We start from the raw sequence: 21254 nt of genomic DNA on the forward strand, positions 1-21254 counted from the left end.
TCGCGTAAAAGATGACGGCATATCGATCCACCTTCTTCCAAGCTGCGAGCGGCTAGCAGGCTGGGGAGCTCCGCAGGTCTATGGGTGGCGGGTGCTCGGGGTAAGTTGACCTTGTGACCACGAACTCACGCCGAGATGAGCGATCGAGCCTTCCGAGCGGTGCTCTACTCCGCGATCCAGCTGTTTGGTCGTCTCATGGATGCGTCCGCTGAGGACAGCTCGGCTTTGGCGTAAGTCGAACACCGCGCCCCCCACTCGTTTGACAGGCCTCGTGCAGTCCGACTATTCGTCTCTCAGCTGCAAGGCAGGCGCCAGCACAATTACGCCACACCAACTCCGTCCCGGGAAGCGGCTGCATCATCATTTGCACAAAAATGCCCTGTAGGTCGCGGGCCGCCCTCTGTTCGGCTCGATCCATATGAGGAAGGACAAGAGCAGAGTTTGGCCTCGCTCGCTTGTATCCAAAAATCCAAAAGCGCAGAGGGTTGATAGGCTCCACGAGTTATGAGGAGACAATACTCAGTGCGATAAAGATCTCGAGGACAAGGCCAAAGCCTAAGCGGATGACGCTCAGTGAGCGGGATCCGGCCCGTGAGTAAGGAATGTGGAGTGTTAAGAAACAATGTCAAATCCCGGTTCGCTGATGAAGTCGCGGACTGCGCGCCCCAGCCTTTCCAGACGAAATCGCAACAATGTTGCAAAATTCCGAGGAACAATTGAGACGGCCATGTCACGATTTCAGATTGCCGTTACCGCTTTGGCCGGGTACCTCCAGATATGCGCAGCGCATGCCGAGCCAATTCTGGTCTCCCAATTCGAAAGCAGCGCTTTTCACAGTGTACAGGCGGCCATCGATGCGCTGCCAGGGAGCGGCGATATTCTCCTCGCTCCAGGCATCTATCGCGAGAAGGTCAACGTCACCAAGCCAGGCATCCATATCAGGGGGGCCGGGAGGAGGCCTGATGATACGGTGGTTGTCTATGGCGACGGCGCCATCAATGTTGGAGGTACTCTTCGTTCCGCGACCCTGACGGCATCGGGTGACGACTTTCGTCTGGACAATCTGACCATTCAGAACGACTACTCTCAAAATCCGGCTCATCCTCCGTCCCAGGCCGTGGCGCTTGCCATTACCGGCGACAAGGACGTTATCACCCGGGTCAGGCTACTCGGCGCACAGGATACATTGTTTGCCAATAAGGGGCCGAACGGGCGCATGGCGCGTCAATACTTCGCGGACTGCTACATCCAGGGACACGTCGATTTCATTTTCGGCAACGCAAAGGCCTATTTCCATCGCTGCGAGTTGCACGGGATTGCCAATCAATGGGTAGTCTATACGGCACAGAGTAAGACATCGCAGGAAGAGGATAGCGCCTACGTTTTCGATCATTGCATCCTGACCGCCGACCCCGCCGCAGGCGCAATCGCCCTTGGTCGCCCTTGGCGCTCCTATGCGACGGTCATTTTCCTATCGACCAAGATGGATGCCCCGGTCATTGCGAGCGGGTGGCGCGAGTGGAACCCCGGCAAGAGCGAGACTCTGAAGACGGCCTACTACGCCGAATTTAATTCAACCGGCATTGGAGCCGACCCGAAAGAGCGTGAGCCGTATTCTCATCAGTTGACTCGAATGCAATCCGAGCAGTGGTCGCTCAAGGCCTTCTTTCCCGGTGACGCAAGCTGGCTGCCCAAGCAACTATCAAAGTAGAAGGAGCATGCATCTAATTGGCGCCGCATCCCGCACCATTGTTGCCAGACGGCATATGCGAATGAGGCGTCGCAATCAGAGCCCGGAATTTTGGCTGCGCGAGCCATTAACACCCCGAGTTCAGTCTTCCGAACTCGAGCGTTTGCAACCGAAACGGCTTTTTGATTGTCTCTTCGCCGGCCTCGATTTCCATCTCCAGGGACACACGCGCACAGAGTCGCCCTCGGCCAGTCACGGCAACATTTCCCTTTTCAGCGGAATTGTAACGAACACTCTGCTAAACGGCGGTGGCCACTGCCGCTATCAGCTTGACGAGCGAGCGTAATTCAATCTCGCTCGGGCCTGTGCGTCCCAAAATAAGTTTGGCGATCTCTGTTCGAGTGGCAGGCGTTTGCATGTCTTCCGGTAGAGCAGCGACTGCTTCATCGAAGATTTGTCCTAGGTCTGAGAGCTGCTCTGGATAGTAAACCGCGCTGCGCTCCCGTACATCCTGCGCTGTACTCACCCCCTCGAGCGCGCCGTTTCGCGCGTCTCGGTTGTGGCAAGCTTCCAACCGCGCGGTTATCAGTTCGCTTGCAAGTTCACTGAGCAGTTTCTTTGCCTGGCGAGAGCCCCAGTTCTCGCAGGTCAGCCTTGCGACTTCCTCGATTAGCAGTTCGATGCTTTGCTTGAGCTGCCGCACACGGGAATTGCAGCGGTCGCAATCGGCACCGCCTTCGACGGGCTCTGCTCTGGCAAAATTCCGACCTGGATCAGTCTTTATTCTCAAAAACAAAAAATATCTGACTAAGATGTACAGAGGAATGGCCAAGAACTGAAATGGTTGCCCCCAAAACGTTCGATTGAGTCCTCTAGAGGCATTTGCCGGCAGCGTTTTCCTAGATCCGTACATTGTCACAGTCATGGCCGCCTCACGCATCGTCCTGGCACGCGGGTTCTGGGTTGATGCATGCCAGCAGCTCGCCCTCATGCAACGTCGGCTTCTCTATTGAGACGTCAAAGTGCGCAAAGAGCGGAAGCGTCACTGATTGCCCCAGCAATGGACAATCAATGTTCACGACCCGATATGCCCCAATCCTCCAGCCGGCGCCTTGACTAGCAGCGCTCGATCCAATCGGTAAAATAGATTGTTCTGATCGAACGCATTCACAATGTGAATAGCAGGGGCGCGCAATGAAGGTTGAGCCACATCAAAGCGCTGGGCCGTCCCGTTATCCTATCAATATTCGGCTGGTGAACCTGGTGATCCCAAAAAAGCCTAGAACGACGGATGCCCTCCTCAATTCGAGCACCTCTCGTTTACGTGGTCGACAATGACGCCGAAGTGCTGCGCTCGCTGCGATTTTTACTTGAGGCAGATGGCTTTGAAGTGCGGACATTCCGCAGCGGCGAGGCGCTGCTCAACGGGTTGACAATCGCTGCCGCCGATTGCTTCGTCATTGATTACAGAATGCCGCACATGACCGGAGTCGAGCTGGCTAGCGCCCTACGACAGCGCAAGATCGCCGCGCCGATCATCCTTATCACCGGCTCGCCTAATCGAAACATTCTCACCAATGCCGCTGCAGCCGGCATCAGCCACGTCCTGATCAAGCCTCACATCGCCGAAAGCCTTCTCACCCACATCCGCGACGCCATTGATGCGGAGCGCCCACCGAGCCCATAAACCAGCAATCCACAATCGGACTGCCGACGGCCGTGCCCGGCCTGCCTCCCTAAGGCGTCCACGCGTTCCCACGAGGGGATTACTGCCTATAGAACTCGGTTTTTCCTGCGGGCGAGGACATGGCCGAGCCGCCGCCGTGGATTGGCTGACGATAGCGGCGAACGGGAGTCCTCGCTCTCCGAATAATTGTAGGATCTGAAACTCGTTCATTGAAGTGATGATCCAGAACCGCAGAAAAGCTGGTCGAGGCTGGGCAGGAAGCCTATTGACATCCAACACGCCTGCCTCGCGTTCTTTCGTGAGCGTCATGGGAGGATCGCCGTGTCCGGCCTTGACTAGCGCGGAATGCTCTGGATAGCGCAGTCAGGGTGATTGACGCTACCGTTGCGCGGTGATGGGGTGATCCCGGGTTGGAGCGGGCAACGGGGCATCAGAATGACCAGCGATTCTCGCTGCGCGAGAAGCTTCGGAAGATCGAGGCGTTGTTCGTGGGTGCTGGAACTGCTGGTGAGCGCCTTGCGGCGGAAGCTGCGCTGCAGCGGGTGCGCGCCCGGGTCGAGGAGCTGGCGCGTCACGATCCGCCGATCGAGCAGCAATTCTCACTTCCTGACCAATGGTCGCGGCATCTGTTTCTGGCGCTTTGCCGCCGGTACGGGCTACGGCCGTTTCGTTACCACCGCCAGCGACGCAACACGGTGATGGTCCGCGCGTCGCGGGGCTTCGTCGACAAGATTCTGTTGCCGGAGTTCACCGAGCTGGAGAGGGCGCTGCAAGTCTATCTACACGAGGTGACGCTGCGCGTGATCCGCGAGGAAATCTATGACGACACCAGCGACGCGCAGGAAGTTCCAGATGCTCTGCCGTCGAACTGATCAGGCGGCGAGCTTTGTCTCCGAACCATCGCGCTCGGCCTTCCAATTCCACGGCAGCAGCGTGTGCAGCTGATTGATCTTTGTGCGTCCAGAGACGATGCGCTCAAGAACGTCGGTCAGATAGTGCCGTGGGTCGATATCTTGCAGCTTTGCCGAGTTGATGAGCGACGCGAGAATGGCCCATGTCTCGGCGCCGCCTTCGCTGCCCGCGAACAAATAGTTCTTCTTTCCAAGCCCTATCGGCTTGATGCTGCGCTCGACCGTATTGTTGTCTATTTCAATGCGTCCGTCATCGATGAAGCGCGTCAGGCCGTCCCAGTGGTTGAGGGTGTAGCGGATGGCTTTGCCCAGACCGGATTTCTTCGAGACTTCCAGCAGCCGCGCCTCGAGCCAGGGTTTGAAGTCCTCGATCAACGGCCTGGTATCGCTTTGCCGCACTGCAGCCCGATGCGCCGCCGGCAGACCGCGGATGCGATCCTCGATAGCGTAGAACATCGCGATCCGTTGCAGCGCTTCCGCGGCAATCGGCGACTTGGTCGCGACGTGAACGTCCCAGAACTTCCGCCGCGCATGCGCGAAGCAGAACGCCAGCTGCATCAGACGGCCGCCGCTCTTGATCAGGCCCTTGTAGGCGGCATAGCCATCGACCTGCAGGATGCCGTGGTAGTCCCCGAACAGCTGCTTGGCGCGGATCGCCTTGCGATCCTCGGCAAACACGTAGACCACCGCCGGCGGTGCCGGGCCGCCCCACGACCGGTCATCGATGGCGATTGCCCAGAACTGGCAGACTTTGGTCCTGCCACGGCCGGGATCGAGAACCGGCAGCGGCGTCTCATCGGCAAACAGCCGTGGATAGGACATCATCGTGTCGCGCAACAGCGCGTGAAGCGGCTTCAGCCACCAGGCAACGCGGCCCATCCACGAGGCCAGCGTCTGCCGGTCGAGCGTGATGCCTTGCGCGGCGAACATCTGTTCCTGCCGATACAGCGGCAGCTGGTAGCCGTATTTCATCACCGCGATGTGGGCCAGCAAGGCTTCCGTCACCATCCCGCCATCGATCGCCTGGGCCGGCGCGGGTGCCTGCAGCACACCCTGGCGGCATCCCCGGCAGCCGTACCGCGGACGCACAATGCGCTTGACCCGGTACTGCATCGGAATGACGTCGAAGGCTTCCTTGACGGTCTCCGCGATCTTGTGCAGCCGCTCGCCGCAGCAGGGGCAGATGTGGCTCTCGATATCGATCACGACATCGATGCGCGGCAAATGCTCCGGGAGCGTCCCCCGGTTGCGTCGCGCCGGTCGCTTTCCACGGCCCTCCGCTCCGTCAGGCAGCCTGCCTCCGGTCACGTCGTCGTTGGCGGCACGAGCCACCTGTGCCGTGATGGTGAAGAGAGACAGTTGTCCGGGATCCAGTGTCTCGGAGCGGGGACCGAAGATCGTGCGCTGGTACTGGGACAGGATCATCAGAAGCTTGTCGTTCTCCTGGACTGCAGCGTCGCGTTGGGCGATCGCCGCATCACGCTCGGCCGAAAGCGTGCTGCATTCCGCCGACAACGCCGCAAGCCGTGACGACAGCGTCGTCACGGTTTGTCGAAGCAATGCTGGATCGGAAGGCAAATCACTCATGCAGAGTGGTTCTACAACAGCTCCGCATGAGTGACGAACTACTTTGATACGGATCAACCAGCTCGTGCTGGCTGATCCACAACCCGCATCGGCACACGCTTCCAGTCTGAGCCATCGAGCAGCACCGAGAGCTGAGCATGAGATAGCGGCATGACGCCTTGCTTGATCGGCGGCCAGGTGAACTGCCCCTCGATTCTCTTGTAGTAAAGGACAAGGCCGCTTCCGTCCCAGGTCAGGATCTTCACGCGATCTCGGCGCTTGGAGCGGAAGATGTAAAGTCCGCCGTCGAACGGATCGGCTCCAAACGCCTCGCTCACCAGCATCGCAAGCGAGTCCATGCCGCGACGGAAATCGACCGGCTGCGTCGCGATCCAGATCGACAACCCGGGTCGCAGCCCGATCATCGGCCAACCGTCCCGACTGCCGCCAGCACCTCGCACAGCGCCCGCCGGTCGACCCTCCCCCTGACGCGGATGCGAACCGCGCCGACCTCGATCTCGATCGCCGCCTGCTCCTCGCACGACGGCAATTTGCCTCCGCAGCCGGTGATCGCGACCGGCACAAAGCCAGGTGGCACGGCTCCGTCCCCGCACGCCGCGACCTTCGCCCGCGTTGTCTGACGACGCCACAGAAACAACAGGCTTGGGCTGATGTCGTGTCGTCGTGCCACCGCGGACACGCTTGCACCCGGCGCAAAACTCTCCGCGACAATCGCCGCCTTCGCATCGGTCGACCAGCGCCGCGCCGGCCGGTCCCGGTGATGATCTCGACACGCTGCAGTGTGTCGGAGCCGTCCTCGAGGATAGGCGTATGCCTATCCTTATCGCCATCCTTACGACTATCCTTTGACATGGTGACCTCGTGACAAATCATTCCACGAGATCTTCCTAGCCGACCAGATCAGCCCTCAGCCCGTGGTCCCTGGATGACGCTCACGTTCTTTCGCCTGCTATTCGAGGTACCGCAGCGTCCCTACCTTCATTGTTATAAGATCGGAATCTCGCGACTGCTTGGATGTGGCGGCATGACCCGAGCTTCGCCAGCTAACGAGACCAGAATTTGGTAGTGCCAAAGAACTAAAGCAGGCCCGAGCTACGCGCCTTGCTTTGGCCTGCGCGATAATTGATTACCATTCGATGTCATCCGCGCATCGCGCGATGCGGATTCCCGTATCGGCGATGCATTTGCTCGGCGATTATGAGAGAGATCAAATTTATGATCAAAGTGACGATCATAGCCGACGGACCAAAAAAAGCCCGGCCCCTTTCGGTGGCCGGGCTGAAGTCAGTCTGGGAGGAGCGACGCTATTAGGCATCGCACCAGCTTCCGTCGGCGAAGGAGCCCACCGACGGATCCTTTACGGCGAGGGCATTCGCCGTTAACGCAGCCACGAGCAGACGAGCCCCGTTCAGAATGAAATCTGCTGTCGCTTTCCTCTGTTCATACCGAAACCATTGAATTCGACGTCACGGGAGCGTGCAGCAAGGCACGCTTGCCTCGTGTTTATATTCACGCACGTTAGAGCAGTCGTATGTCCCGCTTCTGGAACTAGCCTGCTGGAACGGCAGGTCCGTCACACGTCTAGCGAGTCTCGGCATAGATGAGCTGACGTTTGGAGGCAGTGGTGCGCCTTGCGCCTCGCCTGTCATTGCTGATCACTCGCCCTGGATGGACCTTCAATCCAAACTAGCGCAGGAGCATATGGCTGGCCGCTATTGCTCCGTTGCGACGACTTCTATGCGCAATTCCGTGCAGCCGGTAAAATCGATTTTTTCAATAGAACACATCGACACCATCGATAACTGAAATGCGCGCGACGGCCATTAGACCGTTTTGGTCATCCAGGCGCTCAGATCGAAGACGATTGCTGAGGATGGTCGCGCGTGGCGACTACTGATCGCGAGATCGCAACCCAGAGTTAAACCGCCGGGACCCAGATCCACGACGAGATGATGGGATAGATGTGGCAAGGACCGCCCACTCTCCAGCGTTGGGTTGCTCCATACTGTTCTTGCTCCAGTCCCGCCGACCTAGAACGCCGCCCTGGCAAGCGCATGATCTGAACGTGTTTGATAGCGGACAAGCTCACATCCGCCTTGTGGCAATTGCGACACCATTTCAATCCTGAGCCACCGGTGCCATCGATCAGGCGACCGACAAGACAACTAAAGCTGGGTGTTCGCGTGGCGTATCATTTGCAAGAGACCATCTTGGGTATCGGCACGAAACGGTCCAACGTGCGGATGCCCGCAACCACGCGGTTGCGGCCCGACGCACAGCTCCCCCACCGTGAGTGCGTCGGGCCTTTTTCAGACTTTACAGGGGGGCGACCGCGTTCACTCCAGAGCGCTGCTGATCACCTCATGACCCGAAACTCCCGCATACCTCTTCCCGGCCTCACAGACGGGCAAGCTGCTTACGTCGGATAGCCCCTCGGTCGCGTGCAACCATTGGAGAGATAGTAAGGTGCGGTCAGGCCGATGAATGGCCTAGGACGGCCGCGACCGCGCAACACACATCAAAACGGTTATCGACGCTTCGCACTCACGCGTAATCGAACACAGACTTAGTTTGCATTTGGCGGGTGCGCTTCCCATGGCCAGCGTTACTCGCCGCGAAACCGAGCAGCTATCGCAAGAACTCCTCCAGCAAACGGCAGATAGATCCCATTTATGGATCGGCTACCGCAATTCACAAGTTTCTCCGAATTGCCAATCTCGGCCTTGAACACGCCGGTAAGGTCATCCATCGTCACATTGAGGTCCTGAAAGCCCAAGAGTTTCCCCGTTGTGGACGCATATGATTTGTATACAGCCTCCTTGATCACGAGAATCAACTTCGAACCGAGGCGGTTGCTGCACCATTCTCCACGTTCCATTTCCTCAGGTGTACATATGATCCGCAGAAGGTCGGCTCCGAGCGCTTCTTCATCTTCAACGTCTATTCCTAGAGCGAGTACGTCATCGGAGCGTCCGGCAACAGCGGCGCAATGAGACGAAGAATGGGAAATGCTTCCGACAACGCCGGAAGGCCAAAGGGGCACTCGATCTACTCGTGACAAAATCGGAACAGGAGGGACGCCCAGACCGCGCAACGCCTCGTGAGCGTGATGGCGTCCCCAGGCGAACTCACGCCGTCGACGTAGCGAGACGTTTCCCAAAAGGTCGGCTTCCTCGGCAAACAGGAGAGGGACCGGATCGCTTATCGCCCCCCCGGAAAAACTGATGCCGTGACCCAACGCTTTGCGAATGTCGCCCCCTAGCATTTCAAGCGTCTTCATAGCTGGGCGGACCCTTTCTTCTGGAATAATGTGCACGCAATTGACTTCGTAGCTCGCCGGCTGTTGGCAAGTCACACTCGGCCGGTGTTCGACATGCCGGCAACTCGGAAAACCAGAGCTTTGGTCGGACGGCCGAGACGAGATTCAGGCGAAGGTTTTGCTGATCTACAGCAGGCGCCCCATCTGGGGCCGCCATCGAGAAATGAATCGTAAGCTACCGGCTCAACAGCTCCCTGCCCCGCGCAAAAAAACACTAGGATGGCAAAGCGGACTTCCCTTCGGTTCTCAAAGCAGCAGTCCGATGTATCGTGCCGGTCCAACAGCGCGGCTATTGACTGACCACAATCGCTCAAATCTCCTTGAGAACCGCTCGAGAGTGAGGTGCGCCTGGTCCGTCGTCGCACAGGCTCTGCAGGCGCCCGCGCCTCTGCTCCAATGCCTTCGAACGTGTATGGCCCGAGTCCACGCAGCCGCGCCGGTCGCAAAGCTCCTTGTCTGCGGATCTAAGTTTTCAACCACTCGGACATGCTGAGGACGTGTCGGCGCGGCCATCTCCAGTTTGTCATTGTGGACGAGCGTACTGTTGATCATTCAGGCACGGGAAAGGTCGAACCGCATTGATACCAGTGCGAGACGTTCCTGAGCAGAGGTTACCTAACCCTGAGCCGCTCCAGGTTAATCTGTGAACTCGAGCTGGAATTTCCCGAAACCAGTGGGCTTCGTTTTGAATTTGGCCGTCCTACCTGCGATAGCCGCTAGTGTCCCTGATGCGAACTTGAAGACTGTCTTGCCCGAGGCTTCAACGCCAACAGTCTTGCCTTCATCCATGAGAATTGAGGCGGTGCCCTCTACGAGCTGTCCGACCGCAAAGCCGCCAGGCGCCCGATGCGTATCGAGAGAAGCCAAGTACGTTCCCTTTAGATCATCCCATTCACTGACCACGACGGCTGTAAGCACGCCATCCTTCAATAGGCCATCTAAGCCGCGACAGGCATATTCAAAGCTGACGATGTCGTGATCTTTCCGATCACCTATCGGCTCTTGACTAGCCGCGACTGTGGGGGTGCAATCATAGCGTGCGATGATGTCTGCAAGCGCAACCCCGCGCATCCCCATCAAGACAAGAGCGGAGCATAGGATAGTAGCGAGACAGGATTGTGTCATTTTAGCTGGTCCTGGCAGGTGTGCTTTGTTGGCTTGGTACGTACAATGTGACGTAACGTGAGATTCAAGCCCCTGGGCGGCGCGTTTCACGCTAACTGAACGCTGGCCAGGGTTGACGGTCAGTTGCCCGGCGTCTCAAAGACGCTGTAGCGGCTAGGACGAGGCGATTGGAGCGACGTTGGCGCACCGCTGCCTCGCTGCCCGCAATGGGGTGACAATGGCTTGGCTCTTTGCTTGGACCGTCGTTCCAAGTCTGGCAAAGGGCGCTATTTGATCCGAAATGAAGGATGCCCCACCTAAGCGCTTGCGCCGGGCGGAATCCGCATGCCTCGCTTTCTGCTTTTGGTCCTACTTTAACCGCCGCAGATTATGCCGTTTTTGCGCAGGCCAACAAAGCTCTCGGCGAGGCGGCGACGAATTAGGGTGCGTGCTCATAAATGTCCGCTTCGCGTTGATCGATGCGTATTCAAGTTGTACTGTTGCAAAATCAATCTTCGTGTGTGGCGGATAGGATTTTGATACCAGACGACCCATCAGCATACGTTGGCAGCATACCCGAGCAATACGACCGAAACTTGGGGCCGCTGCTTTTCGCGGATTATGCAGTGGACATTTCCCGACGCGCGGCCGCTTGTCGACCTCGACGAGTGCTAGAGATTGCCGCAGGGACCGGGATCGTTTCGCGTGAACTTCGAAATTTGCTGCCTGTTGGCGTAGAGCTGACAGTGACCGACCTCAATTCACCGATGTTGGAGATCGCACGAACGAAATTTCGACCCGAGGAGTTGGTCAAATTTCACCCTGCCGACGCTACAGCGCTACCCTTCCCTGATAACAGCTTCGATGTGCTCGTATGCCAGTTCGGTGTTATGTTCTTTCCCGACAAGGACAAATCCTATCGCGATGCCATTCGCATTCTTGTTCCCGGGGGCCGTTATATTTTCAGCGTTTGGGATTCGCATAGATACAATGCGTTTGGCCGCGTAGCGCATGAGGTGGCCGGACGCTTTTATCCGGCTGACCCTCCCCAATTCATGACAGTTCCTTTCGGCTATCGCTTCGAACCCATCAAGGACTCGCTGATCGGTGCTGGCTTCGCCGACATCAGTGCCCAGGTAATCCGTTTGGAAAAGCGCGACGCCGATTTGACCGCCCTCGCCCGTGGGCAGATCTATGGCTCTCCGCTGATCGATCAGATCCAGCAGCGTGGTGGCTTCGAAGCAGAACAAATCGTTGCCGCTCTCGTGCAAGCATACCGTACTGAGTTCGGAAACGACCCAGCCACCATACCGCTCCAAGCGATCTTATTTTCTGCCAGAAAGCCGTCCTGAGGCAGGCTATGGGTCATTTTCGACGGATTCGGCGAGGTTGTTATCGGGTTGATGTCCGCTTCTAAGCCCCGACGAGGCACATGACAACTAGCTCGCTCTTACTCAACTGACGTCAATCAGACTATGGTTCGCCTTAATGAAGTCCGCGTCCTAACGCGCGTGAAACGTAGGTCCTCTGAACCGCGCAAGAATTTGGGACGTCCAGGAAATTGTTGCTCGACGTATTTGTTACACCGAACAGACTCGGGCAGAACTGCTGCTGCTTCGGTCAACTCTCCGGCAGCGATCGAGCCTTGAGGACTGCCGCTCAGCGAATATCTTGATCTTTAAAGCGCTGTAGGTTTCAACAGAACGCTCCAGCCTGACTTTCCAGCAGATGTAGCAGGTGAGTAAGCGCAGTCCTTTGCCGTTAGTTTGAGAATGCGTGGTGATAGTGCAACCACCCGAGCGGCATTGAGGAGGCTTTCAGGCTCACTTCGCAGCCTACCCGCTTCGGCTCGCGTGGCTTCCTGCGACTGTGAGCTGTGCTGAGATTGAACCTGCTCCCTTCAACCCGGAGAAACGAAAAAGTGTCAAAATGATCGCTTGAAGCCCCGGTCTCGCGTGCTAAGGAGATAAACTCAGCTCAAGGAGGAGAAAGTGGCTAAGGCGAAAAAGAACGGATCGAAACCCAAGCGCTACACCGCCGCTGATGTCAAATTGCTAAAGCAGCATTCGAGAGCAAGAACGCCGGTACCGAAAATTGCCAAACAGATGAAGAGAACAGAAGGCTCGTTGAGGCAGAAGGCTTTGAAGCTCGGGATTGGTCTCGGCCACCAGCGATAGCCAGCATCTTGTACTTGCCGGCGGCTTGTTTCGACTAACTAGCCGCCGGAACACCTGTAGTAATAGGCCGTTGCGGGCCTCTCCTCAAAGACCGACGAATGAGCATCGCTCTGCGTACGAGGGGCAGCCCTCGACAGATCCAAGCCATCTACGTTGTAGAATGGATGCGCGAGCTACCTGTACAATGCTGCCACGACAAAAGGTTGTGTCTTCAACTGAAAGCCGCCTTGCGCTAGCGCCCGCTTGACAAGCTCATCACCTGCAGTCACCCAGGGCGCCCCGATGGTAAACCAACCATTTGCTCTGGGTCACTCATCGAAGCGAAACGCATCTATGGCGTGGGCCGTCAAAATGACTAAGCTTAAGAAAGTCAAAGTTCCTGCAAGAGCCGAATACACACTCCATCTTCCTTCACTTGGACCTGCGTTAAAGACCTGAGTACCCGCACAGTCAAAATAATTCATTACGGCGCACGAAGTTGCGCCGGACTGGTGAGTTTTTGCCAGAGCGGCCCACCGGTATATGCTGTTCAAGCGTTTGGACACGAGAGCGGCCCCGGTTTTCGCATGCTGGCTCGAGGCGAATCGCCCGTTACACCTCGCAGCCGCTGGTCGCATAACCCGAGCGTGAGCCATTTATTCCATTGATCACCTGATCGCGGCAGCCAAGCTCGATCCGCATTTTGCAGCCAAGACAAAGCCGATGGCTTCAAGACGAGCTAAGCACGAAAACGCCTAAACGATGCCGCTCGCAGGTCCGCCCAGCAAACAAAGTAATCCGATGGAGAGCCTCGCGCTTTTTACAGGACCAATTGAAGACTAAAGGCGAAACCACTCCGCCCAGATTTTCAATGTGATCGCCAATAGCCAGGCAAGTCCGCGAAATCGCCTCAGAATCTCTCAACGATCACCACACGAATCACCTTCCATGCTGGTCGCGCCGTTCGCCGCATTAGCGCGATGCGAGCAAATCGAGGGGGAGGCGAATGGCGCAAGAACAGCCCTACCCGCTCCGTCGCGAACAACTCAGGAGACAAGATGAACTTAGTGAAGACCTCAGTGATCGCATGCGCCCTTTCCGCTTTGCTCGCGAGCCCGGTGCTCGCGCAAGGGCTAGCCACCGACTCCAAGGCTCGCAGCGGCGTGCAAGGCAAGAGCCTGCAGGGGACCATAAGCGATGATGAGGAGGATTTGGCTGTTCAGCCGCCTGCAGCGGACAAAAAGGTTGCTATCAAGCCGACCAAGGGGACCAAAGGTGCATCCGGAACCAACGGTATTGCCCCGCATAAGGGGCTAGTTGAGGATTCGGCGACCGGCGCACCGCCGGCCGGAAAGCGCAACTAACGCGCGCTGCCGGGTCGGCAAGCCTCCGGTCGCGCGCTGCGGCCGGAGGTTTTTACTAGAACAGGATATGCTTTGAGGCTAGTCACGGTTGAGCATGAGCTGAACGGCCGGTTTCTGATACATTGTTCATTTGGAAAGCGCACAAGCTGGTATGTGTGGGGCGCACGTTAGCCAGTCAGAAGATTGCCCGTACGGACGCGCGCCGGCAAGCCTCCGTCACCAGGACTCCTCACGCTCGGCGGCTCTGAATAGAGGGGTTGTTGTTTACGTTCACCGGCCTGTCGGCTAGGCCCAAAAGAGGCCACCGCAATCGGCCAAAGCGGAACTGTACACCGGCACTGCCTGAAGAACTGATCACGTTGCGGAGCCGAAGATCTCTGCAGCCCGCCTAGTGCGACGCACCTCTCCTGGTACGGACGAGCGGCGTGCGAGGCCTGAAGGGCTGACAATGCCGTACGCTCGACATTCCGTATTTGTATGTCCGATTACCGCCTCAATGTCGTAAATCCAACAGGAGCTGCCAGGCCCATTCCGCACGAAAAGCTGTAGGTGGTCATGTTCTTCTCGTTCAACGAGGCGCAGTCGAGATTTCATCGGTGGCACGGCGATTGCTGATGAGCAAATAGACCGGAAGTCGTGCTCATCGCCCAGGAGTTACCGATGACCCTTGCCCCGATTAAAGTTAGTAGTACCAGACGCCGTTCTTGCTTGGTGGCGCGCAGAGCGTGAACGCTAACGTCCGGCTGCGAGCATCTTCACCCACCCGCAAATGAGAGTGTTGCCGATTTCAACAGACGGCTTGCAACACGCGGCCATTGCGGATGCGCAACTCACCGAACGCATGCATCCCGCAGCTACAGCCCAAGCCGCTGCCCCATCCCAAGTCACACAAGCTAATAACGCGCCTCACCCGGACCCGAGCAGAACTTACACGAGCGCCAACGACCAGAACTTAGCCGAGCTCAAAGAGGCTTCTGTGGACATGCTGGATGTCATCGGGATTGGGATCGGCCCATTTAACCTCAGCCTCGCGGCGCTTATTGAACCTACTCCGCTCCGCGCACTCTTCCTGGAGAAGCGAGACGCATTTTTCTGGCATCCAGGCCTTGCGCTGCCGAACAGTCGCCTACAGGTCTCGCCGCTCAAGGATTGCGTGACGCTGGTCGATCCAACTAGCCCATACTCATTCCTGAACTATTTGGCACTGCATGGTCGGCTCTACAGCTTTGTCAACAAGCGCAATGCTTCAACGTCCCGGAAGGAGTTCATTGAATATTACCGATGGGTCGCAGGGCAACTCAATACGCTCCGCTTCTCCGAGGAAATCAAGGATGTTGTTCCCTTTAGGGACGGCTACCGCATTAGGACGAATACAACCACATACTTGGCGCGTGCTGTTGTAGTCGGCGTTGGGGTAGAGCCCAAGATCCCCGCTTGTGCCCGGTCTTTGCTATGTGACACTGTCTACCATGCGGCCGATTATCTCGAGCGGCAGCTTCCGCATGCACACGAGCATGTGCTCGTTGTGGGAGGTGGTCAGACCGGCGCTGAAATTATCGAGGACATTCTTACTCGTTCTGTATCCACCCAGATCACGTGGGCAACGTCGCGTTCGAACTTGTTTGCCATAGACGACAACAGCTTCGTGAATGAGGCTTACACGCCCGCCTATAGCCGCCGCTTTCACGCTCTACCGCTTCAGCAGCGCCGGGACATAGTCGAGGGCGAGATGCTTACGAGCGATGGTATTTCTGTCGATCTGTGCAACCGCCTATATGAAATGCTATACGACCGCAGCGCGGATGGCACACTGGCCGACCGTTTTCGTGTGTTGTCCAGCGTAGTCGTAAAAGACGTCACGCCCCACAACAAGCGCTGGCGAGTAGATCTAAATGACATTGCAATGCAGCGAAATAGCTGCGTCCTCGCCGATCGTATAGTGCTTGCGACAGGTTTCCAGCCACGTACGCCGCCCTTCTTGCAGGCCCTCCTCGAGGGCGCGTGTATGGAAGACGGCCTGCCCGTACTCGGTCCGGACTACGCAGTCCGCTTCAGTCGGCACATGCCAGGACCAATATATCTGCAAAATCAAAGCCGCGTGCAGCACGGATTGCAGAGCGCCAATCTATCTTTGGTCGCGCACCGCAATAGCCTGATTATTAACAGCCTCCTCGGCCGACAGTTCTATTTGAATACATCCGACAGGCAGATGATTGAGGTCTACGCACCTTCGGACACGTCTGAACGAGATGGCGGTGTGGTTGCGATTCCATCAAGCCGACACCTGTTGGGCAGCGTATGAACGGCGGGTCGATTTCACCGCTGCGGAGCCGGATTGCGGATGGAACGGCTAAACCTGCCGATCAGCTTTCAGCCACGCTCGACTACCGGGCCTTTGCACCATTTTTGATTGCGTCGATTGTCATTGCAGCAGCTTACGGCACTAGCTTTCTATTGCCGGACTACATGGATGCGCTCGGAGCTGATAGTCGAGCTGCGGGTCTTATCATTTCAAGCGGCATGGCTGCCACTCTCGTTTCCTGTTGCTTGGCGGGCTGGCTGGCAAAGCGGATGGGCCTATTACCCACGGTGACGGTCGCCTCGCTATTTATGGGGTTAGCCATGCTGGCGTTTGCCGGCGCTGCCCTCGACAGGCGAGCGGCGTACGCTGGAGGATTACTGGTGGGCGCTGCTTGGTCGGTGTTCTTCATCCTGGCACCCCTGCAGATCATCCGCTATCTACGGCCCTCAGCGCGTATTCAGTATTTGACTGTCTTATCCGGATCACAGATGGCCGGGCTCGGCCTAGCGGCTCCAATTGGTCATTTGCTTGCAACATACACTGGTTCGCTGGCCACGATTTATGCGGTGCTTGCGATTGCGTGCGTGATCGCAGCCGCTTGCGTAGAACTTACAAGACGCGCGATGTCGAGGCTAGCATCAGTGCCGATGCCGGACATCGAAATTACATGGGCCGCGACTACGACACTGCTTCAGAAGTGCACGGCACTGCCGATCGCAATGATCGCGATTTCAGCCTGCATGTTCGCCGGGCTGTCCACATATCAGAGCGCATATTCCGCATCCCGTCACTTGAATTCAGATCTGTTCTTTCTCGTTTTTACTGCTACGAGCGTCGTACTACGCTTCTCGGTCGCTCACCTCATGGCCCGTCTGCCCCTACAGCGACTGGCGCTCACGCTCATCCTCCTGACCGCTGCGTCTCTGCTGTTGTTCCTTCTCAATGATGGCAGCATCTCACTACATATCGCGGCCACGGTCCTCTTCGCCGCCGGGTATGGGCTAAGCTATTCAACGTTGAACACGATAGCCGTCAATCTTGCCGGAGAGCACGGCCTCTCCGTCCCCACTGCCTCGCAGATCTTTACGCTCGCATACTTCCTCGGGCTGTTCGGCTTTCCCATAATCGGAGGGCAATTGGTCCGCGGTTTCGGCCCTGACGTGATGTTGCTGAGCCTATTGAGCGCGACCGCTCTTAATGCGGTGCTAGCAAGCCGCCTCGGGTAAAGCACAACTGATCCGTCTCATCCTACGAAGGAGCTCACACATGCTGACTGAGGCACAACAATCGAAATGGAACAAGGATGGATATCTTCGACTGGAAAAGTTCTTCGATACAGCCACGCGCGACAAGATTTCTCGTTTCGTTGAGGAAGTCGCACGTTGGGATGTAAGCTCCGACAAATGGATGTTGTGGTTCGAGAAGACGAGCGACAGCCGCAAGATTATCTCCAAGGCCGAGAACTTCTTAGACTATCACGCCCCGCTACGGGAGGCGCTCCTGGCCGATGGCCGCATTCGCACAGCGGTCGAGACACTCTTAAATGAGAAGACACGGATGTTGAAGGAACTTCTGATCTTCAAGTATCCGGACAGCGGCGGATACCGCCCACATCAGGACATCTATCATATCCCACACAAGATACCCGATCGCATGGTGCACGCAATTGCATCCATTGCCGTGGACGACTCGAACCCCGGTAACGGTGGGCTTTTCTTCACGCCAGCTCGCCATAAGGAAGGAGTGTTTCCGATGGATGCCGGCGGCGTCATTCCCCCCGAGATCGCCGAGACCTTCACATGGGAGCCGATGCACTTGAAGGCTGGCGATGTTCTCATTTTCGACGACTATGCGCCCCATTACTCACTGCCAAATAAGAGCGATCGGTCGCGTCGTGCAATTCACTTGGTCTTCCAGCGCGCATCCACTGGGGGCCCGACACGTACCGAATACAACCGCATGAAGCGCGCCTACAACCCACCAGAGGAAGCGGTGGCGGATCTTGAAAACCTAAAGCTTCCCAACGGCATATTCTATCGCGACTGATAGCCGCGTGTCAGGAAAGACCAACGTGTACACGAAGCAGGCCGATCATTCTCTAATGCGAACCGAATACGGCGTCCTGGTCTGGCGCCTTTTGGAGCATCTCCCTCAAGGTCTCAGCCCAGCATTTGGCGCTTCAGTCGTGGAGCTCGCTCCAGGCAATGCGGTCGACCCCCACGATCATCAGGAGCACGAACTTTGGCTTCTGATCTCTGGTCGTGGAGAATTCGAAGTCGACGGTCAGGTCCGTGAGGTTAGCGAAACGACCTTGTGTTACATGTCGCCACATCAGACGCACACTATCCGCAATCTCAGCCAAGACAGCGCTCTGAAGTTTATCTCGATTTGGTGGGATTAACGTGCACACTTATTTTGTCTGCCCCGCGCCGCCTTGCCCGAACGGCAAACTACACCTTGGTCACATCGGCGGGGTGTATTTACTCGCCGATATTTTCGTCCGCTTTCAACGCATGACCGGCCATCGGGCCTACTACATCACTGGCTCAGATGAGCACGGCACATATACCCTCGAAACGGCACGAAAGCTCGGCCAATCCTTTAGCGAGGTCGCAGACCAATACGTTCACCAGATCTTACAGTGTTTGCGCGCCGTACAAATCACTCCTGATGTGTTCGTGCGCACATCTAGCGAGCTTCACAAGGACAGTGCGCTGGCGATATTCCGCGAGCTGCAAGCGGCCGGCTACGTCGACGTACGCAAGGGCGTCCAACTGTATTGCGAACATTGCGGTGAGCTCGTTACGGACTCGCTCGCCATTGGCCGTTGCCCGGCTTGCTCATCGCCTTGCGACAGCAATCTGTGTGAGAACTGCGGGCTGGCTGTTCAGCACGACACAATCCGTGACGCACGGCACGTCACCTGCGGCCGTAATCTTGTGCTAAAACCCATCATGCAGGCCGTGTTCGACATGCCACGTCTCGCTCGCCCACTGGACGAAGCCATTGGAGAAAGCACATGGCCCGAGTCGATACGCGCGAAGGCGAGCGCTTGGCTACGCCGGGAGGTGCGCGGCTTGCCGATGACCCGCCATTTCAGGCACGGTGTGGAGGTGAAAGAGCCTGACTCTCTGATCGGCCAAACGCTGCTTACATGGTTTGAGGGCCTCTGGTGCTTTGAGACTGGAATTCGCGAGCAATGCGCCCGCGTTGGTCTGGACGTAAACGCGACGTTACACGACCAGAACACCGAGCTTCTTTTCTTCATGGGGCAAGATAACCGCTTCTATTACACGCTAGGAGTGGCCGGCGCTCTGCTCGCGCGCGGCTTCCCAATTCCCAAGAATCACTCCGTCCAGGATTTCTACAAGTTGGAAGGCGAAAAGTTTTCCACCAGTCGTGATCATGCTCTTTGGGCCGATGAAGTGGCGCGCGAGGTGGGCCCAAACGTACTCCGTTACGCACTGGCGCGAGTGGCCAAGCCGTTTGGAACCGGCGCAAACGATTTTGATCTCGACGGGCTCGTCTCGGCAGCCTCACGTATTCGGGTCTGGGAAGATGCGTTACGCCGCTACGCAGAAAACGCTCGCACAGTAGACAGCACCGAACTATCCCCGAATTTCCGCCGCTTCGCTGAAGATTACGCCGATGCGGTCACCACACTGCGTTTCTGGGATGGGCTTGACATTATCGACAGATACTTCGAGCTGGCGGGCTTTGCAGATGCAGACGGTTGGACATGGAATGCTGCGCAGATCTCGTTGTTCCTGAGCCTACTCTATCCCGTATTACCCGAGCTAGCGATGGGTTACGGCCAGCACTACTTTGGCGTTGCGTGGCGGCCGTCCCTCCAGACATCAGGCGTCGCAGCTCAGCCAAAGACGCCGGTCGACTTTCCCCGTTTCAGCACGCCAATACCCGCAAACTTTGCCGCGGAGTACAACAAGCGCTTTTGCAAAGAACAGATTTGGCAATCATCAAGATCCGCATGACAAGCCATGCATTCGCGCATCTCAAAACGCAGCGCTGTCGCTCAAGGCTTTGAACCGTTCAATTCCTCAAGTGCGAAGCATGGTATTAATTTCGGCCACGGCCTCGCCGATCCGGTGATGTTTCCAGAACTGCCGTGGCCAGAGGCGTTTGACCGAGGTACAGGTGTCGCTCCCGCCGATCTGCGGCAGTATACGGACGTGGCGGGTTTGCCCGAACTTCGTACAAAGCTCGCACTGAGGTACGGTGTGCGGCATAACCAAGTTATGCTTACGGCTGGTGCTTCACAAGCTTTGCAGTTGCTTGCGGATGGCTGGATTGACCCCGGTGACGTAGTCCTGACGGAGGATCCCTCCTACTTGGGCGCACTGCGTACGTTTTCGATCGCGGGTGCAACCGTGGTCCAGCTAGGCCTGGGCGCAGAGGGAGTGGATCTGAACGAAGTCGAGGCAATGCTGCAGACCCGTGCCCGGGTGAAGCTTTTCTACACGATGCCAGCGTTTCATAATCCAACCGGACGCCAGATGTCGTGCGACTACGTGGCCAAATTGGCGGCACTTCTAGCCCGCAGCGGCGCTCTGTTGGTGCAGGATCTTGTATACGCTGAGTTGCCCTATAACGGTCCAGTGCATTGGCTGGCGCCAGGCAACAACGTGGTCAATGTCCATAGCATCTCAAAAGTTGCCGGACCGGGGCTGCGGGTAGGCTGGGTGCTTGCGGAGCCGGACATCATCAATAGGCTTGCGCACCTCAAACGCGACGGCGGCGCAAGTCCGATTCTAAGCAATATCGTTTTGGGCTTGTTGCAATCGAGCGCTCTTGACGCGCACATATCACGCTTGCGCGAGCACTACCGAGCGAAGCGAGACAGTGTACATAAATTACTGCAACGCAGCCGGATATGCGAGCCGGAATATAATGTGCCAGGCGGGGGCTTCTCGTTCTGGGTACGGCTTACCGCCGGTACGGATCCCGAGAGGTTTATTGAAGCTGCGAGCCGCGAGCACGACGTGCACCTTGTAAGTGGTCGCAACTATGGCCCACGAAGTGGCCGTCACGTGCGCCTGTGTTTTAGCTATCTTCCAATATCTCTCATTGAGCAGGGGCTAGAGCGGTTAGGTAATTTGCATGCTAACCTCTAGAC

Annotated in this window: 18 protein-coding genes; 12 read left to right on the top strand and 6 right to left on the bottom strand. The window is 57.2% G+C overall.

Annotated elements, in window-relative coordinates; all coding sequences use genetic code 11:
* Positions 1-727 precede the first annotated feature (727 nt).
* Positions 728-1711, top strand: a complete 984-nt coding sequence (locus tag P6U23_RS28800; RefSeq protein WP_407175781.1) for a pectinesterase family protein — start codon at positions 728-730, stop codon at positions 1709-1711.
* Positions 1712-1988: 277 nt separating this feature from the next.
* Here the strand turns inward: P6U23_RS28800 and P6U23_RS28805 are convergent, their stop codons facing one another.
* The gene (locus tag P6U23_RS28805; protein ID WP_407175782.1) at positions 1989-2615 is read right to left on the bottom strand and encodes a hypothetical protein; all 627 of its coding nucleotides are present in this window, start codon (positions 2613-2615) and stop codon (positions 1989-1991) included.
* 366 nt (positions 2616-2981) lie between these two features.
* Between P6U23_RS28805 and P6U23_RS28810 the strand changes: the two genes are divergently transcribed.
* A complete protein-coding gene (locus P6U23_RS28810; protein WP_407175783.1) occupies positions 2982-3377 on the top strand; it encodes a response regulator transcription factor in 396 nt (131 codons plus the stop codon).
* Between the two features lie 488 nt (positions 3378-3865).
* Entirely contained in the window at positions 3866-4249 is a 384-nt protein-coding gene (locus P6U23_RS28815) for a hypothetical protein (protein ID WP_407175592.1), read from the top strand.
* Here the strand turns inward: P6U23_RS28815 and tnpC are convergent, their stop codons facing one another.
* The 5 genes from tnpC to P6U23_RS28840 all read right to left on the bottom strand — a co-directional run bounded on the left by tnpC (position 4250) and on the right by P6U23_RS28840 (position 10265).
* Positions 4250-5875 (bottom strand): IS66 family transposase, encoded by a 1626-nt coding sequence (gene tnpC / locus P6U23_RS28820; protein WP_407175593.1) that lies wholly within the window; start codon positions 5873-5875, stop codon positions 4250-4252.
* Between the two features lie 53 nt (positions 5876-5928).
* Positions 5929-6279: an IS66 family insertion sequence element accessory protein TnpB gene (gene tnpB, locus P6U23_RS28825; protein WP_407175594.1), complete on the bottom strand. Its 351-nt coding sequence runs from the start codon at positions 6277-6279 to the stop codon at positions 5929-5931.
* On the bottom strand, positions 6276-6587 hold the full coding sequence (locus P6U23_RS28830; protein ID WP_407181434.1) for a transposase: 312 nt from the start codon (positions 6585-6587) through the stop codon (positions 6276-6278). The genes tnpB and P6U23_RS28830 overlap by 4 nt, the downstream gene beginning before the upstream one ends.
* Before the next feature lie 1893 nt (positions 6588-8480).
* Positions 8481-9155 (bottom strand): 4'-phosphopantetheinyl transferase, encoded by a 675-nt coding sequence (locus P6U23_RS28835; RefSeq protein WP_407175784.1) that lies wholly within the window; start codon positions 9153-9155, stop codon positions 8481-8483.
* A 675-nt stretch (positions 9156-9830) separates the two neighbouring features.
* Positions 9831-10265, bottom strand: a complete 435-nt coding sequence (locus P6U23_RS28840; protein WP_407175785.1) for a hypothetical protein — start codon at positions 10263-10265, stop codon at positions 9831-9833.
* Positions 10266-10777: 512 nt separating this feature from the next.
* On the opposite strand from P6U23_RS28840, the gene P6U23_RS28845 reads away from it, so the two are divergent.
* The 9 genes from P6U23_RS28845 to P6U23_RS28885 all read left to right on the top strand — a co-directional run bounded on the left by P6U23_RS28845 (position 10778) and on the right by P6U23_RS28885 (position 21252).
* On the top strand, positions 10778-11650 hold the full coding sequence (locus P6U23_RS28845; RefSeq protein ID WP_407175786.1) for a class I SAM-dependent methyltransferase: 873 nt from the start codon (positions 10778-10780) through the stop codon (positions 11648-11650).
* Positions 11651-12289: 639 nt separating this feature from the next.
* Entirely contained in the window at positions 12290-12475 is a 186-nt protein-coding gene (locus P6U23_RS28850) for a hypothetical protein (RefSeq protein WP_407175787.1), read from the top strand.
* Positions 12476-13434: 959 nt separating this feature from the next.
* On the top strand, positions 13435-13818 hold the full coding sequence (locus tag P6U23_RS28855; RefSeq protein ID WP_407175788.1) for a hypothetical protein: 384 nt from the start codon (positions 13435-13437) through the stop codon (positions 13816-13818).
* A 775-nt stretch (positions 13819-14593) separates the two neighbouring features.
* Complete coding sequence (locus tag P6U23_RS28860; RefSeq protein WP_407175789.1) at positions 14594-16120, top strand: lysine N(6)-hydroxylase/L-ornithine N(5)-oxygenase family protein; 1527 nt, start codon at positions 14594-14596, stop codon at positions 16118-16120.
* On the top strand, positions 16117-17346 hold the full coding sequence (locus P6U23_RS28865; protein WP_407175790.1) for an MFS transporter: 1230 nt from the start codon (positions 16117-16119) through the stop codon (positions 17344-17346). The genes P6U23_RS28860 and P6U23_RS28865 overlap by 4 nt, the downstream gene beginning before the upstream one ends.
* A gap of 40 nt (positions 17347-17386) precedes the next feature.
* Positions 17387-18166, top strand: a complete 780-nt coding sequence (locus P6U23_RS28870; RefSeq protein WP_407175791.1) for a phytanoyl-CoA dioxygenase family protein — start codon at positions 17387-17389, stop codon at positions 18164-18166.
* A 25-nt stretch (positions 18167-18191) separates the two neighbouring features.
* A complete protein-coding gene (locus P6U23_RS28875) occupies positions 18192-18521 on the top strand; it encodes a cupin domain-containing protein (RefSeq protein ID WP_407175792.1) in 330 nt (109 codons plus the stop codon).
* A 1-nt stretch (position 18522) separates the two neighbouring features.
* A complete protein-coding gene (locus tag P6U23_RS28880; protein ID WP_407175793.1) occupies positions 18523-20112 on the top strand; it encodes a class I tRNA ligase family protein in 1590 nt (529 codons plus the stop codon).
* 6 nt (positions 20113-20118) lie between these two features.
* On the top strand, positions 20119-21252 hold the full coding sequence (locus tag P6U23_RS28885) for a PLP-dependent aminotransferase family protein (RefSeq protein ID WP_407175794.1): 1134 nt from the start codon (positions 20119-20121) through the stop codon (positions 21250-21252).
* Positions 21253-21254: the final 2 nt, after the last annotated feature.

Source organism: Bradyrhizobium sp. STM 3562, assembly GCF_045571435.1.
Lineage (GTDB): Bacteria > Pseudomonadota > Alphaproteobacteria > Rhizobiales > Xanthobacteraceae > Bradyrhizobium.